General features: G+C 30.7%; 14 protein-coding genes. 12 read left to right on the top strand and 2 right to left on the bottom strand.

The genetic code is table 11. From position 1 onward, the window contains the following. Positions 1–56 precede the first annotated feature (56 nt). The 11 genes from BFJ87_RS00140 to BFJ87_RS00090 all read left to right on the top strand — a co-directional run bounded on the left by BFJ87_RS00140 (position 57) and on the right by BFJ87_RS00090 (position 10,975). A complete protein-coding gene (locus tag BFJ87_RS00140; RefSeq protein WP_077398432.1) occupies positions 57–1,178 on the top strand; it encodes an imelysin family protein in 1,122 nt (373 codons plus the stop codon). A 63-nt stretch (positions 1,179–1,241) separates the two neighbouring features. Beyond that, positions 1,242–2,621, top strand: coding sequence for an HTTM domain-containing protein (locus tag BFJ87_RS00135; protein WP_077398430.1), 1,380 nt, complete (start codon positions 1,242–1,244; stop codon positions 2,619–2,621). Further along, positions 2,602–5,025, top strand: a complete 2,424-nt coding sequence (locus BFJ87_RS00130; RefSeq protein WP_077398428.1) for a TonB-dependent receptor domain-containing protein — start codon at positions 2,602–2,604, stop codon at positions 5,023–5,025. The genes BFJ87_RS00135 and BFJ87_RS00130 overlap by 20 nt, the downstream gene beginning before the upstream one ends. 2 nt (positions 5,026–5,027) lie before the next feature. Continuing rightward, positions 5,028–5,513, top strand: coding sequence for a hypothetical protein (locus BFJ87_RS00125; RefSeq protein WP_077398426.1), 486 nt, complete (start codon positions 5,028–5,030; stop codon positions 5,511–5,513). Positions 5,514–5,834: 321 nt separating this feature from the next. Then, positions 5,835–7,307 carry an IMP dehydrogenase gene (guaB, locus tag BFJ87_RS00120; RefSeq protein ID WP_077398424.1) on the top strand — a complete coding sequence of 491 codons (1,473 nt, stop codon included), beginning with the start codon at positions 5,835–5,837 and terminating at the stop codon, positions 7,305–7,307. A gap of 117 nt (positions 7,308–7,424) precedes the next feature. Then, on the top strand, positions 7,425–7,757 hold the full coding sequence (locus BFJ87_RS00115; protein ID WP_077398422.1) for an ArsR/SmtB family transcription factor: 333 nt from the start codon (positions 7,425–7,427) through the stop codon (positions 7,755–7,757). 23 nt (positions 7,758–7,780) lie between these two features. Beyond that, entirely contained in the window at positions 7,781–8,251 is a 471-nt protein-coding gene (locus tag BFJ87_RS00110) for a DUF6428 family protein (RefSeq protein ID WP_077398420.1), read from the top strand. A 1-nt stretch (position 8,252) separates the two neighbouring features. Beyond that, entirely contained in the window at positions 8,253–8,744 is a 492-nt protein-coding gene (locus tag BFJ87_RS00105; RefSeq protein ID WP_077398418.1) for a GNAT family N-acetyltransferase, read from the top strand. 11 nt (positions 8,745–8,755) lie between these two features. Continuing rightward, on the top strand, positions 8,756–9,370 hold the full coding sequence (locus tag BFJ87_RS00100) for an arsenate-mycothiol transferase ArsC (RefSeq protein WP_077398416.1): 615 nt from the start codon (positions 8,756–8,758) through the stop codon (positions 9,368–9,370). Continuing rightward, entirely contained in the window at positions 9,370–10,410 is a 1,041-nt protein-coding gene (gene arsB / locus BFJ87_RS00095; RefSeq protein ID WP_077398414.1) for an ACR3 family arsenite efflux transporter, read from the top strand. The genes BFJ87_RS00100 and arsB overlap by 1 nt, the downstream gene beginning before the upstream one ends. A 52-nt stretch (positions 10,411–10,462) precedes the next feature. Then, a complete protein-coding gene (locus BFJ87_RS00090) occupies positions 10,463–10,975 on the top strand; it encodes a DUF3124 domain-containing protein (RefSeq protein WP_077398412.1) in 513 nt (170 codons plus the stop codon). Positions 10,976–11,034: 59 nt separating this feature from the next. On the opposite strand, the gene BFJ87_RS00085 is transcribed toward BFJ87_RS00090, so the two are convergent. Then, on the bottom strand, positions 11,035–11,568 hold the full coding sequence (locus BFJ87_RS00085) for a thioredoxin family protein (RefSeq protein WP_077398410.1): 534 nt from the start codon (positions 11,566–11,568) through the stop codon (positions 11,035–11,037). Positions 11,569–11,742: 174 nt separating this feature from the next. Between BFJ87_RS00085 and BFJ87_RS00080 the strand changes: the two genes are divergently transcribed. After that, the gene (locus BFJ87_RS00080; protein ID WP_077398408.1) at positions 11,743–12,414 is read left to right on the top strand and encodes a hypothetical protein; all 672 of its coding nucleotides are present in this window, start codon (positions 11,743–11,745) and stop codon (positions 12,412–12,414) included. 30 nt (positions 12,415–12,444) lie between these two features. On the opposite strand, the gene lysA is transcribed toward BFJ87_RS00080, so the two are convergent. Further along, positions 12,445–13,695 carry a diaminopimelate decarboxylase gene (gene lysA, locus BFJ87_RS00075; protein WP_077398406.1) on the bottom strand — a complete coding sequence of 417 codons (1,251 nt, stop codon included), beginning with the start codon at positions 13,693–13,695 and terminating at the stop codon, positions 12,445–12,447. Positions 13,696–13,907 lie beyond the last annotated feature (212 nt).

The following is a 13,907-nucleotide window of genomic DNA, read 5'->3' as shown; positions in this document are numbered from 1 at the left end:
ATGACTACTTTTTTTTATTTTTGCCTTTTATTTAGAATAAATAAAATTAAGGATAAATGAAGAGAGTAATTTTTGTTTTTGTAGCTGCATTAACAGTTTATGCCTGTAGCTCATCAGATGATAGCACTGGTACAACTAATGATGGTAAAGACGACTTTAACAGGGGAGAGCTGTTGGCTAATATTGCAGATAATATAATTATTCCTGCTTATGAAGATTTATCTGCTAAGCTTAATAATTTAGAAGATGAAAAAAATATATTTATTGCTTCGCCATCAGAAACTAACTTAGTTGCCTTAAGAGAAAAATGGTTATCTGCATATAAGGTTTGGCAATCTGTAGAAATGTATAACATAGGTAAAGCAGAAGAAATTAACTATGGTTTTCAAATGAACATCTATCCAACTACGGTAGAGGATATTGAAAGCAATGTTAGCTCTGGGACTTATGATTTAACGCATCCTAATAATAATGATGCAGTTGGTTTTCCTGCTTTGGATTATTTATTAAATGGATTAGCAAATACCGATACTGAAATTGTAGAAAAATATACAAATACTACTTCTGGTGATGGTTATAAAAATTATATGTCAGATGTGGTAAACCAAATGAATACATTAACCAATACCGTATTAAATGATTGGAAAAATGGGTTTAGAGACACATTTGTTGCAAGTACAGAAAATACGGCAACAAGCTCATTTAACAAGTTGGCTAATGATTTTGTTTATTATTTTGAAAAAGGATTAAGAGCTAATAAAGTAGGGATACCTGCGGGAGTTTTTTCTACGGAACCATTACCAACTAAGGTAGAAGCGTTTTACAGTAACGAAAATTCAAAAGATTTGTTAGTTGCTGCACTAGAAAATATTAAGAACTTTATTAATGGCAAAGCTTATAACTCTACTGCTACAGGAGTAGGTTTTGCAGACTATTTAGATTATTTAAATAATATTACACAGGGAGAAGATTTAAACGTTGCCATTAATAATAAAATTGATGATGCAAGCGCTAAGGTTTTAACTTTAGATGCTAGCTTATCTAACCAAGTAGAGACAGATAATGTAAAAATGACAGAAGCTTATGATGCTTTACAAAAAGTTGTTGTTTTAATAAAAGTAGATATGTTGCAAGCTTTTAGTGTAAGTGTAGACTATACAGATGCAGATGGAGATTAATACACTAAAAAACTAATATTTAAAGATTCTCTAAAACATTAGAGAATCTTTTTTTGTATAAAAATGATAGCTAATTTAAAAACATACTTAGACAAAACAAGTCATATAGCCCCTTTGGCGGTATTTAGAGTTTGTTTTGGAGCCTTATTATTTTTAAGTATTATTAGGTTTTGGGCTAAAGGATGGATTTATGACCTTTACATTCAACCTAAATTTCATTTTACGTATTATAATTTTGAATGGGTAACTCCTTTAGGTAACTACACCTACATTTTATTTGTTATTTGCGCAATAACAGCAATATTAGTAGCCATTGGTTATAAATATAGGTTAGCTATTATTCTATTTTTTTTAAGCTTTACATACATAGAGTTAATGGATAAAACTACTTATTTAAATCATTACTATTTTGTAAGTGTACTAAGTTTTTTAATGATTTTTTTACCGGCAAACGCATATTTTTCTGTAGACTCTTACATAAAAAAAAGAGCATACAATTATGTGCCTAGCTATGCTATAGACAGTATAAAATTGCTGTTAGCCATAGTATATTTTTATGCAGGATTAGCAAAAATAAATTCAGATTGGCTTTTTAGAGCTATGCCTTTAAAAATATGGTTGCCGTCTAAGTATGATGTGCCTTTTATAGGAAATTCTATTTTGCAACAAGAGTGGGTTCATTATTTTATGAGTTGGTCTGGTATGTTGTACGACCTTTTGATACCTTTTTTGCTATTTTATAAGAGAACCAGACTTTTAGCATTTGTTGCTGTAGTTATTTTTCATTTACTAACTAGGGTTTTGTTTCCAATTGGTATGTTTCCTTATATAATGATAGTAAGTAGTCTTATTTTTTTTAGTGACAACTTTCACATCAAGATTATTAATTATGTAAAAAAAGTAATTTTTAAGTTACCCGTTACAATAGGTAAAAATGTAACTATTATAAAAGATCAAAATATATTCTCAAGAAGTAAAAAGAAATTAACATTAGGAGTTTTAGCTGTGTTTTTTATTATTCAGTTGTTATTTCCTTTTAGGTATTTACTATATCCCGGAGAACTTTTTTGGACAGAGGAGGGATACCGTTTTTCTTGGCGTGTAATGCTTATGGAAAAAATGGGCTATGCTAATTTTAAAATTGTAGATAGCGTTTCTAAAAAACAATTTTATGTGAACAATGCAGATTTTTTAACTCCATTTCAGGAAAAGCAAATGAGTACTCAGCCTGATTTTATTGTACAATATGCACATTATTTAGGTGATCATTTTAAAGAACAAAATCATAAAAATATACAGGTTTATGTAGAGAGTTATGTAGCACTTAACGGCAGGTTAAGTAAACCCTACATAGACCCAAGTGTAGACCTTTACCAACAAAAAGATTTATTTAAGCACAAAACGTGGATTTTACCATTTAACGATGAAATTAAAGGATTTTAAAATAGTAGTACTACTTATATTTTGTAACGCATCTCTTTATGCTCAGTATAAAGTTTCGGGAACCGTTACATCTAAAGAAAATAATGTACCTATAGGTGGTGTAGAAATTTATAATAAAGCCAAGGGTAAGGTTTCTGTTACCAATAATAAAGGCTACTATGAGTTTATTACAGACGAGAAACAATTAGAAATTGTATTTTTTTCTTATGAGTATAACATAGAGGAAGAAATAGTAAATGTAGTAGGTAGTACTATATTAAATAAACAATTATCTGCTGTAGAAATAGAATTAACAGAAGTAGAAGTTGTAGCCAGGAAAGCTCAAATTTTTAATTTAAAGCGGTTAGATGATGTTGTAGGTACATCTATATATGCAGGTAAAAAAACAGAGGTTGTTTTGGTAAGTGAGTCTGTAGCAAATTTAGCCTCTAATAATGCTAGGCAAATATATAGTCAAGTTGTTGGTTTAAATATTTTTCAGAATGATGATGCTGGCTTACAGTTAAACATTGGAGGGAGAGGCTTAGATCCAAACAGAACATCTAACTTTAATACACGCCAAAACGGTTATGATATTAGCGCAGATGTTTTAGGTTATCCAGAGAGTTATTATACGCCACCAGCAGAGTCTTTAGAAGAAATACAAATTATTAGAGGAGCAGCATCTTTACAGTACGGAACCCAGTTTGGCGGACTGGTTAATTTTATCACTAAAAAGCCAAATTCAACTAAAGAAATAGAAGTTTTAACAAGAAACACTGTTGGTAGTAATAATTTGTATACTAATTATACAAGTGTAAGTGGTACAAAAAATAAATTTAGCTATTATGCTAGTTTTAATTTTAAGCAAGGAGACGGTTTTAGACCAAATTCTTACTTTAACTCTAAAAATGCATTTGCACATATGGGTTATCAATTATCTGATAAAACAAAATTAGAGGCAGAAATAACGTATTTAAATTATTTAGCACAACAGGCAGGTGGCTTAACTGATGCTATGTTTGCAGAAAATCCATACCAAAGTAATAGAGCAAGAAACTGGTTTGCTGTAAATTGGTTATTGTACAACGTAAAACTTAAGCATAATTTTACAGAAAACACAAGTTTATTATTTAACTTTTTTGGGTTAAATGCTTCTAGAGATGCATTGGGTTTTAGAACCAACAGAGTAAACCAAGTAGATACAAATGAAGAAAGAGATTTAATTACTGGAGATTTTAAAAACTTTGGTTTTGAGGCTAAGTTGTTAGACAAGTATACGTTTTTTGGAAAAAAAGCAACCTATTTAATAGGTACTAAATTTTATAAAGCAAATAATACATCGGTGCAAGGGCCAGGAAGTAATGGTAGTGATGCTAACTTTTCTTCTGCAATAAATGATTATCCAAATTACCCTTCGCAGTCTAATTATAAAAATCCTAATTTAAATATTGCCTTTTTTGGAGAAAATATATTTTACTTAAGGGATAATTGGTCTCTAACACCTGGTTTAAGAGTAGAATATATAAAAACAGAGAGCGACGGTTTTTTTAAAAAAATAAATACTGATGCAGCAGGTAATGTTATTTTAAATGAAACGGTAGAGAGTAATGATAGTAATAAAAGATCATTTTTATTAGTTGGTTTAGGAACTAGCTACAAGCCTAATAGGTTTATAGAAGTTTATGGTAATGCTTCACAAAACTACAGATCAGTAACATTTTCAGATTTAAATATAGTGAACCCTTCTTTTAGAATAGGAGATTTATCCGATGAAAAAGGATATACTTTAGATCTTGGTCTTAGAGGTAATTATAAAAACTATATCTCTTACGATGCAGGTGTTTTTGGTCTTTTTTATAATGATAGAATAGGTTTAGTTACCAAGGCATTAGATGATGGTAGTGTAGTGCAAGAGAGAACAAATGTAGGAGATGCACGTATAGTAGGAGTAGAGTCATTGGTAGATTTTAACCTTAAAAAAATACTCAACTTAAATAGTAATTATAGTTTTAATTATTTTATAAATACATCTTTTATAAATTCTGAATACACAAAGTCTCAGCAAAATGGCATTAAAGGAAATAGAGTAGAGTTTGTTCCAGATTTAAATTTAAAAACGGGAGTAAAATTTGGTTGGAAAAATTTACTAACCAGTATTCAATATACTAGTTTAACTCAGCAATACACAGATGCTACTAACTCCAATGAACCAAGTTTAAGTGGTGTAAATGGTGTTATACCTAAATACAACATTTTAGACTTGTCTTTGTCTTACAGATATAAATTTTTAAAGCTAGAAACAGGTATAAATAATTTGCTTGATGAAGCCTATTTTACAAGAAGGGCAACTGGTTATCCAGGGCCTGGTATAATTCCTTCGGCTAACAGAAATTACTATGCTACATTAGAAATTAAATTTTAATAATGAAGTACAACGGATTACTAAGTACATTTCCATCAGAAATAAAATTATTTATAGGAACCTTTGTGGTTATTTTGTCTATTGGTTATTATACAGGGCTACTATTTGTTAATGAAACTACAGATGCTAAACCATCTGGTATTACTGAAAACTATTTGGGTAATGAGGAAGATGAAGATGCAGAGGTAATGAAATTTAAAAAAAGTAGCCGAGAAATGCTTACTACCGTACATACGCATATATTGTCTATGTCTTTAATATTCTTTTTATTAGGAGGTTTAGTGTGGCTTACCAAACTGCCAAAAAAACTAAAGCTATTTTTAACTATAGAGCCGTTTTTGTCTGTATTGCTAACATTTGGAGGTATTTATTTGTTATGGTCTGGTTTATTTTGGATGAAATATGTGATTATGCTATCTGGTGCATTAATGACGCTTACGTTTACATTATCCGTTTTAATTGTTATTTCACAGCTATTTAATAAGTAAACTATATTTTAAATTATAGTTTTTAGTTTCAGAATTGTAAAATTAAAGTATTATAAATTTTCACTTCAATTTTTTTAGCATAGTTAATAGTTTTTAAAACATGTAGTATGCTGTATTTTATGTGGTAGCTTATAAAAATTATAAAAAGGAGTAAGTAGGTCTTACTATAACTGCTTTAAAAACATTTTTCATTTAAGTGCAAGAGAGGTGTACCTATGCTATGCAAACGTTAAGAAAACATTGTGAAAACTCTTATTGGTAAATATGTGGCTGTTTACATTTATAAATTGTATATTTGCACGCAATTAATCCTTAATTGCTATGCAAGCTCACCTAAATAAAATTGTTGGAGAAGGTCTTACTTATGATGACGTACTCCTTGTTCCTGCTTTTTCAGAAGTACTTCCAAGAGAAGTAAGTATAAAAGCAAAATTTACAAGAAATATAACTATAAATGTACCAATTGTCTCTGCGGCAATGGATACTGTAACAGAATCTCGTATGGCTATTGCTATGGCGCAAGAAGGTGGTATTGGAGTGTTACATAAGAATATGACTATTGCAGAGCAAGCAGCAAAGGTTCGTAAAGTAAAGCGTGCCGAAAGTGGTATGATTATAGACCCAGTAACTTTACCTTTAAACTCTGTTGTACGCGATGCAAAAGCCAATATGAAAGAGTTTAGTATTGGAGGTATTCCTATAGTAGATGAAGAGGGAAAATTAATAGGTATTGTTACTAATAGAGATCTTCGTTTTGAAAAAAATAATGACAGGCCAATTTCTGAAGTAATGACTTCTAAAAACTTGGTAACTGTTAGTGAAGGTACTTCTTTAGCGCAAGCAGAAGATATTTTACAAGAAAATAAAATTGAAAAATTACCTGTTGTAGATAAAGACAACAAATTGGTTGGTTTAATTACTTTTAGAGATATTACAAAGCTTACGCTAAAACCAATTGCAAATAAAGATACGTATGGTAGATTAAGGGTTGCTGCTGCTTTAGGCGTTACTGCAGATGCTGTAGAGCGTGCAGAGGCACTAGTTAATGCAGGTGTAGATGCAGTAATTATAGATACAGCTCACGGTCATACTAAAGGTGTGGTTTCTGTTTTAAAAGAAGTAAAAAAGAAATTTCCAAATTTAGAGGTTGTAGTAGGTAATATTGCAACTGCAGAAGCGGCTAAATATTTAGTAGAAGCGGGTGCAGATGCTGTAAAAGTTGGTATAGGACCAGGATCTATATGTACAACCAGAGTTGTTGCTGGTGTTGGTTTTCCTCAATTTTCTGCTGTTTTAGAAGTTGCTGCCGCTATAAAGGGTAGTGGAGTTCCTGTAATTGCAGATGGCGGAATTAGATACACTGGTGATATACCTAAGGCTATTGCTGCAGGTGCAGATACTGTAATGTTAGGTTCTCTATTGGCGGGTACTAAGGAATCTCCAGGAGAAACTATTATTTACGAAGGAAGAAAATTTAAGTCTTACCGAGGAATGGGTTCTGTAGAAGCTATGAAACAAGGTAGTAAAGATCGTTATTTCCAAGATGTAGAAGATGATATTAAAAAGTTAGTACCAGAAGGTATTGTAGGACGCGTACCTTATAAAGGTGAGTTGTATGAGAGTATTCATCAATTTGTTGGTGGTTTACGTGCTGGTATGGGGTATTGTGGAGCTAAGGATATAGAGACTTTAAAGGAGACAGGTAAATTTGTTAAAATTACCGCTAGCGGTATTAATGAAAGTCACCCTCATGATGTTACTATAACTAAAGAATCTCCTAATTATAGCAGATAATTTTTGATTATGATAATTTAAATGCAGCATAACTTTTTAGTTATGCTGCATTTTTTTTGGCGAATATTTGTATTTGTATTTATATTAATCGTAATATTGCAATAAACAAATTAAGTTATGGGTTTAGCAAAAACAGAAATATTTACAGAAGACCAAAACCAGATAGCAATTTATGCTAAAGCCTTTAGTCATCCTGCACGGGTGGCAATACTGCAGCATTTATTTAAAATAAATACATGTATTTGTGGAGATTTGGTAGATGTAATTGGTTTGGCACAACCTACAATTTCTCAGCATTTAAAAGAATTAAAGTTATTAGGACTTATAAAAGGTAATGTAGAGGGTACCAGTGTTTGTTATTGTATACACCCAGAAAATTGGACTAAGATGAAAACAGTAATGAACCAGTTTTTAGATCAAGATTTAGAAGGAAATAATAGTTGTTGTTAAGTTTAATTTAAAATAATATTTATATGAAATTATCAGAGGTTAAAGCAAATTTAAAAAGCTTAGAAAAAATAGCATTTCAATTACCAAACGGAGAATTAGTGCCTAGTCATTTTCATGTAACAGAAGTAGGTAAGGTAACTAAAAACTTTATTGATTGTGGTGGTACTGTAAGAAATGAAGAGGTTGTTAATTTTCAATTGTGGAATGAGCAAGATTACGATCATAGATTGCATCCGGAAAAATTAGTCAACATAATAGAATTGTCAGAAAACGTACTTGGTATTCCAGATTTAGAGGTAGAAGTAGAATATCAAGGAGATACTATTGGTAAATACGGATTAGATTTTGACGGAACTAACTTTTTACTTACATCAAAATTAACAGATTGTTTGGCAAAAGATAAATGTGGTATTCCAGAAAAAAAAGAAAAGGTAAAGCTTGCAAGTATACAAGCATCTGGTAATAGTTGTGCTCCTAATTCTGGTTGTTGTTAAAATGGAATTTATACCAATTTCTAAAGCTAATTACTCTAGTGTAGCCAAAATATATCAAGATGGTATAAGCACTGGTGTAGCAACTTTTGAAACTAAAGTTCCAACTTGGGATGTGTGGAGCAAAGCTCATTTACCATTTGGGTGTATTGCATTGTTTACTAATAAAGGTACTATGCAAGGTTGGGCTTCTTTAGCAGCAGTTTCATCTAGGTGTGTTTATGGTGGTGTAGCAGAAGTTAGTGTTTATGTGGCAGCTAATGCCAGAGGCAAAGGTTATGGTAAATTACTGCTAAAACAATTAATAACTATTAGTGAGGAAAATAATATTTGGACGTTACAAGCTGGTATTATGAGGGCTAATAAAGCTAGTTTGCACTTGCATAAAGAATGTGGTTTTAGAGAAATAGGTTACAGAGAAAAAATTGGTAGGCTTAACGGTAAGTGGCTAGACAATATAATTTTAGAGCGCAGAAGCGCAATTGTGGGAATTTAAAAAGTTTAAAAATGATTTTTGAAGAAATTAACTCCTTTATTGGTGATTTAAAAAAAGTAGAAGTTAGTAATGAGCGTAAAGCAATTTTACAACCATTGGCAGATTACATACAAGAAAAAGCAACTAAAAATGAAGACATACGTTTAAATTTTATTTGTACACATAATTCTAGAAGAAGTCACTTGTCTCAAGTATGGGCGCAAACAATGGCGGCTTATTTTAATCTTAATAATGTTACGTGTTATTCTGGTGGTACAGAGGCTACGGCTCTTTTTCCTATGGTAGCAACAACATTAACTAATGCTGGTTTTAAAATTGAAAAACTAGCGGATACTAAAAATCCTATTTACAGCATTAAATACGGTGTTAATGCAGCACCTATTATTGGCTTTTCTAAAAAGTATGATGCAGAATTTAATCCTGCTTCAGAATTTGCTGCAATTATGACTTGCTCGCAAGCAGATGGTGGTTGTCCGTTTATTGCAGGTGCAGAAAAACGTGTTCCTATAACTTTTGAAGATCCAAAAGCTTTTGATGGTACACCACAACAAGCAGAAAAATACCAAGAAAGAAGCACGCAAATTGCTGCAGAAATGTTTTATATCTTTTCAAATATTAAGAAATAATGGCGGGTAAAAAATTAAGTTTTTTAGATAGTTACTTAACATTGTGGATTTTTATTGCAATGTTACTAGGTGTAGGTATAGGTTATTTTGTACCAAGTTTTCCGGGGATTATAGATTCTTTTAGTAGTGGTACAACAAATATTCCAATAGCAATTGGGCTAATAGTAATGATGTACCCACCACTGGCAAAAGTAAATTATGCACTCCTACCAAAAGTGTTTAAAAACACAAAAATATTATCTATTTCTTTAATTCTTAACTGGATTATTGGACCTGTATTAATGTTTTTCTTGGCTATAATTTTTTTACAAGATTATCCAGAATATATGGTTGGACTTATTTTAATAGGTTTAGCGCGTTGTATAGCAATGGTTCTTGTATGGAATGATTTAGCAGAGGGTAGTAGTGAGTACGGAGCTGGTTTAGTGGCTTTAAATAGTATTTTTCAAGTTTTTGCATATAGTTTTTATGCGTGGTTGTTTATTACTGTTTTACCTCCTTATTTTGGTTTTAAAGGTGCTATTGTAGACATTTCGGTTGGAGCAATTGCAGAGAGTGTAGCTATTTACTTAGGAATTCCTTTTCTGCTTGGTATTTTAAGTAGATTAATACTAGTTAAATTAAAAGGAGAGGAATGGTACAATACTAAGTTTATACCAACAATTTCACCCTTAACCTTAATTGCATTACTGTTTACTATTGTGCTAATGTTCTCTTTAAAAGGAGAGTTAATAGTAGAAATACCTATGGATGTAGTAATTATTGCTATACCATTATTAATATACTTTACATTAATGTTTATAATTGGTTTTTTCTTTACAAAAGCAACAGGTGCTAGTTACGATAAAACTACAGCAGTTGCATTTACAGCTGCCGGTAATAATTTTGAGCTTGCTATTGCTGTTGCTATTGCTGTTTTTGGATTAAATTCTGGTCAGGCTTTTACTGGTGTAATTGGACCCTTGGTAGAAGTACCAGCATTAATTCTATTAGTTAGAGTATCTTTTTGGTTTAGAAAAAAGTATTTCGCTAAAGCGTAAACTAGATTATAAAACTATATTTTATGTAACTTAGTATTTAAATTAAGTATAAATGAAAAACGCTGTTTTAATTTTGGTTTTAGTATTAACTTTTGGTTCTTGTACAGAGTCAAAAGAAACTACAACAATAAGTACTATTAACTGGAACAAAAGAAGCGTAGGACATAAAGTATCTGATTCTTTAAAAACAGGAAAAACATATTTATCTGTTTATTCTCAAGTTTATAGTCAGTCAGAGCATACAACACATGACTTAACTGCAACAATAAATTTGCGTAACACAAGTGGTACAGATACATTGTATATCTTGCAAGCAGAGTATTTTAATACAGTGGGTAAATCTATACGTAATTATACTCCAAAACCAATATATATAGCTCCTATGGAGAGCTTAGCTATTGTTATAGATGAGCATAATAAAGATGGTGGCACAGGAGGGAACTTTATTTTTAATTGGAAAATAAACAACCAAACTAGTAATCCACTTTTTGAAGGTGTTTTTATCTCAACTAAAGGCCAACAAGGGCTATCCTTTGTTACTCAGGGTAAAACTTTAGAACAATAAAAATAATACATAAAAAAAGCGCTCTAATTTAGAGCGCTTTTCTATTTTTTTAAATATTGTTATTCTGTTTTAGTGTCGTACTCTGCCCATTTTTTGGTTTTGTGTATATCTTCACCAAAATACTTTGCTATTTTTAAAAACGGTTCTGGTTTTTGGTAGCCAGGTACAGGAGATAACATTTGTTGTTTTTCATCTAAAAATATTGTTGTAGGGTAGCTCATTTTTCCCTGCATTAAAGCAGCGGCAAACTCGTGATAACCACTTCTTCCAGATGCAACAAATTTGTAAGTTTGTCCTTTGTATTCTAATGGCTCTTTACGTTCACCATCTAACTTTACCATATAATAGTTTTTTGCCATATATTTTGCTACTTCTGGATTTTGGAATGTATCTGCATCCATTTTTTTACACCATCCGCACCAATCTGTGTAAACATCTATAAACATTTTTTTAGGCTCTTTATCTTTTGCAGCTAGCTCTATAGCTTCTTCCCAGCTAAGCCATTTTACTTCTTGAGCATTTATTGTAAAAGATGTAAATGCTAAAAAGAATATAGCACAAATTTGTAAAGCGTTTATAGATTTTAATTTCATAGTAAATATTTTAGTTTTTAGTCCATCAACCTTAACAAAGCTAACGAAAAATATAAAAAATTATTTTACAAATATACTATACTCCCTGTTTACCGTGATTGGTTTTTACTAAAACAAGGGTAGTGTAGGTGTTCTAATGCTTATAATTTTGCTGTATAAATAAAAAAAGTTAAGATGAATATACAAAAACTTTTTCCGTCTTTATTGGTAGAAACTCCAAGAGTTATTTTGGAAAAAATTGTAGAACATAATACAATTATTAATCAAAAAAGTAAAGCCGTTGTTTCTTTACATTTAACTACAGGTTTGTTTTTAGAAGGGAGTCCAATAAAAATAAATTTAGAAAATAGTATTGTGGTGCTGGTTTCTGGTGAAAAAATTAGTTATGTTCAAATTACAGATATAGCGTGTATTAGCATTGTAAATTTTGTACGTTTTGTTGATATTTTAACAGATAGTACATATTTTGAAGTTAAAGATGAATTGGTAACAACACCTTTAGAGCTAAAAAGAATGCAGAGGGAAATAGAAGACTATTTAAAAAATACTTTTAGTGTTACATTGGTAAATACAGCACTAGAAGAGGTAAAAGATTCTAAAATAGAAAAATTTCAGATGCAGCAATTTTTTTCTAGTTTACTACAAAGTCTTAAAAATGTTGGAAGTTATAAAGCGGGTAAAGAGGCACTAGAAACTGTTAGTGTATTGACAATTGCATCAACCATAAATAAATTAAATGTAAAGAAAAATGCAGAAGGTAATTTAGAGTTAGAGGTTAATTTTAAAGAAAAATTTGAATCTGATTTTAATAAACAATTAGAAAATAAGTTAGAAGAAAGTTTGTAAGTTTAGTTAGTTAAAGGCAAAAGCCACTGCTTACTTAGCAGTGGCTTTTTCTTTTTTCACTTCTTTTTTAGAAAATAAATTTTTTACATCTATTTGGTTTTTAATAAGATCATCAAAAGTTTCTCTTTCTCTTATTAAAATTGCCTCGCCATTGTGCCATAATACCTCTGGTGGTCTAAATCTAGAGTTGTAATTGCTAGCCATGGTAAAGCAATAAGCACCTGCGTTACGGAAACATAGGATATCTCCTTCAGATATTTCATTAATTCTACGGTTGCTAGCAAAAGTATCGGTTTCACAAATGTAACCTACAACAGAGTAGTAACGTTCTCTTCCTTCAGGATTAGAGATATTTAATATTTCATGAGAAGAGCCATAAAGCATAGGTCTAATTAAATGGTTAAAACCAGAGTCTATACTCGCAAATACGGTAGAAGTTGTTTGTTTAACTACATTTACTTTTGCTAAAAAGAAACCAGATTCACTCACTAAAAACTTACCAGGTTCAAAAGCTAAGGTTAATTCTTTACCATATTCTTTACAAAAATCGTTAAACTTTGCACTTAGTTTCTGTCCAAGTTCTTCAATGTTAGTTTCTATATCACCAGTTTTATAAGGAACTTTAAAACCACTACCAAAATCTATAAAATCTAGATTTTTAAAGTTTTTAGCAGTTTCAAAAAGTATTTCAGAAGCGTATAAGAAGACGTCAATATCTAAAATATCACTACCAGTATGCATATGTATACCATTAATATTCATTTTAGTTAGGTCTACAATGCGTAATAAATGTGGTATTTGATGAATACTAATTCCAAATTTAGAATCTATATGGCCTACAGATATATTAGAGTTTCCACCAGCCATAACGTGCGGGTTAATTCTAATACAAACAGGGATATTAGGGTGTTTGCTACCAAATTGTTCTAAAACAGATAAGTTATCTATATTAATACGTACACCTAAAGCAGCAGCTTTCTCAATTTCTTCTAATGAAACTCCGTTTGGCGTATAAATAATAGATTCTGGCTTAAAACCGGCCAAAAGACCTAACTCTACTTCTTGTATAGATACGGTGTCTAAACCACTACCTAAAGAATTCATTAGACGTAAAATAGATATATTAGACAATGCTTTAGCAGCATAGTTAAGTTTTAATTTTTTTACACCCTTAAATGCATTTGTTAATCTTTGGTATTGGGAAACTATTTTTTCCGAATCATAAACATAAACAGGATCACCGTATGTTTTTGCAATTTTTAATAAATCGGATGCTTGCATGTGTAAATTGTTTAAATATTATAAAGCAAAATTAATATAGTTATTGGTAGCTTCAAAAAATATAGTTGCAATATTATTAAAAAATAACAATTTGTTATAAATAAAACATTTTTAAGTGTTATTTACAATTATACACTATAATTATATAAAGCTAACTTAAAATTAATTAGAGAAATTGACCTTGGTTTCTTATTTTTGTACCAGAACAAAAT

Source organism: Cellulophaga omnivescoria (genome assembly GCF_001999725.1).
Taxonomy (GTDB): domain Bacteria; phylum Bacteroidota; class Bacteroidia; order Flavobacteriales; family Flavobacteriaceae; genus Cellulophaga; species Cellulophaga omnivescoria.
Note: the sequence above shows the minus strand (reverse complement) of the source record. Positions and strands in the feature narration are given on the sequence as shown.

Coding starts and splice junctions, on each gene's coding strand:
- BFJ87_RS00110 (WP_077398420.1), top strand. CDS start 7,781: ATGAAATTATCAGAGGTTAAAGCAAATTTAAAAAGCTTAGAAAAAATA.
- BFJ87_RS00140 (WP_077398432.1), top strand. CDS start 57: ATGAAGAGAGTAATTTTTGTTTTTGTAGCTGCATTAACAGTTTATGCC.
- BFJ87_RS00090 (WP_077398412.1), top strand. CDS start 10,463: ATGAAAAACGCTGTTTTAATTTTGGTTTTAGTATTAACTTTTGGTTCT.
- BFJ87_RS00135 (WP_077398430.1), top strand. CDS start 1,242: ATGATAGCTAATTTAAAAACATACTTAGACAAAACAAGTCATATAGCC.
- BFJ87_RS00130 (WP_077398428.1), top strand. CDS start 2,602: ATGAAATTAAAGGATTTTAAAATAGTAGTACTACTTATATTTTGTAAC.
- BFJ87_RS00105 (WP_077398418.1), top strand. CDS start 8,253: ATGGAATTTATACCAATTTCTAAAGCTAATTACTCTAGTGTAGCCAAA.
- BFJ87_RS00100 (WP_077398416.1), top strand. CDS start 8,756: ATGATTTTTGAAGAAATTAACTCCTTTATTGGTGATTTAAAAAAAGTA.
- arsB (WP_077398414.1), top strand. CDS start 9,370: ATGGCGGGTAAAAAATTAAGTTTTTTAGATAGTTACTTAACATTGTGG.
- BFJ87_RS00115 (WP_077398422.1), top strand. CDS start 7,425: ATGGGTTTAGCAAAAACAGAAATATTTACAGAAGACCAAAACCAGATA.
- lysA (WP_077398406.1), bottom strand. CDS start 13,695: ATGCAAGCATCCGATTTATTAAAAATTGCAAAAACATACGGTGATCCT.
- BFJ87_RS00085 (WP_077398410.1), bottom strand. CDS start 11,568: ATGAAATTAAAATCTATAAACGCTTTACAAATTTGTGCTATATTCTTT.
- BFJ87_RS00125 (WP_077398426.1), top strand. CDS start 5,028: ATGAAGTACAACGGATTACTAAGTACATTTCCATCAGAAATAAAATTA.
- guaB (WP_077398424.1), top strand. CDS start 5,835: ATGCAAGCTCACCTAAATAAAATTGTTGGAGAAGGTCTTACTTATGAT.
- BFJ87_RS00080 (WP_077398408.1), top strand. CDS start 11,743: ATGAATATACAAAAACTTTTTCCGTCTTTATTGGTAGAAACTCCAAGA.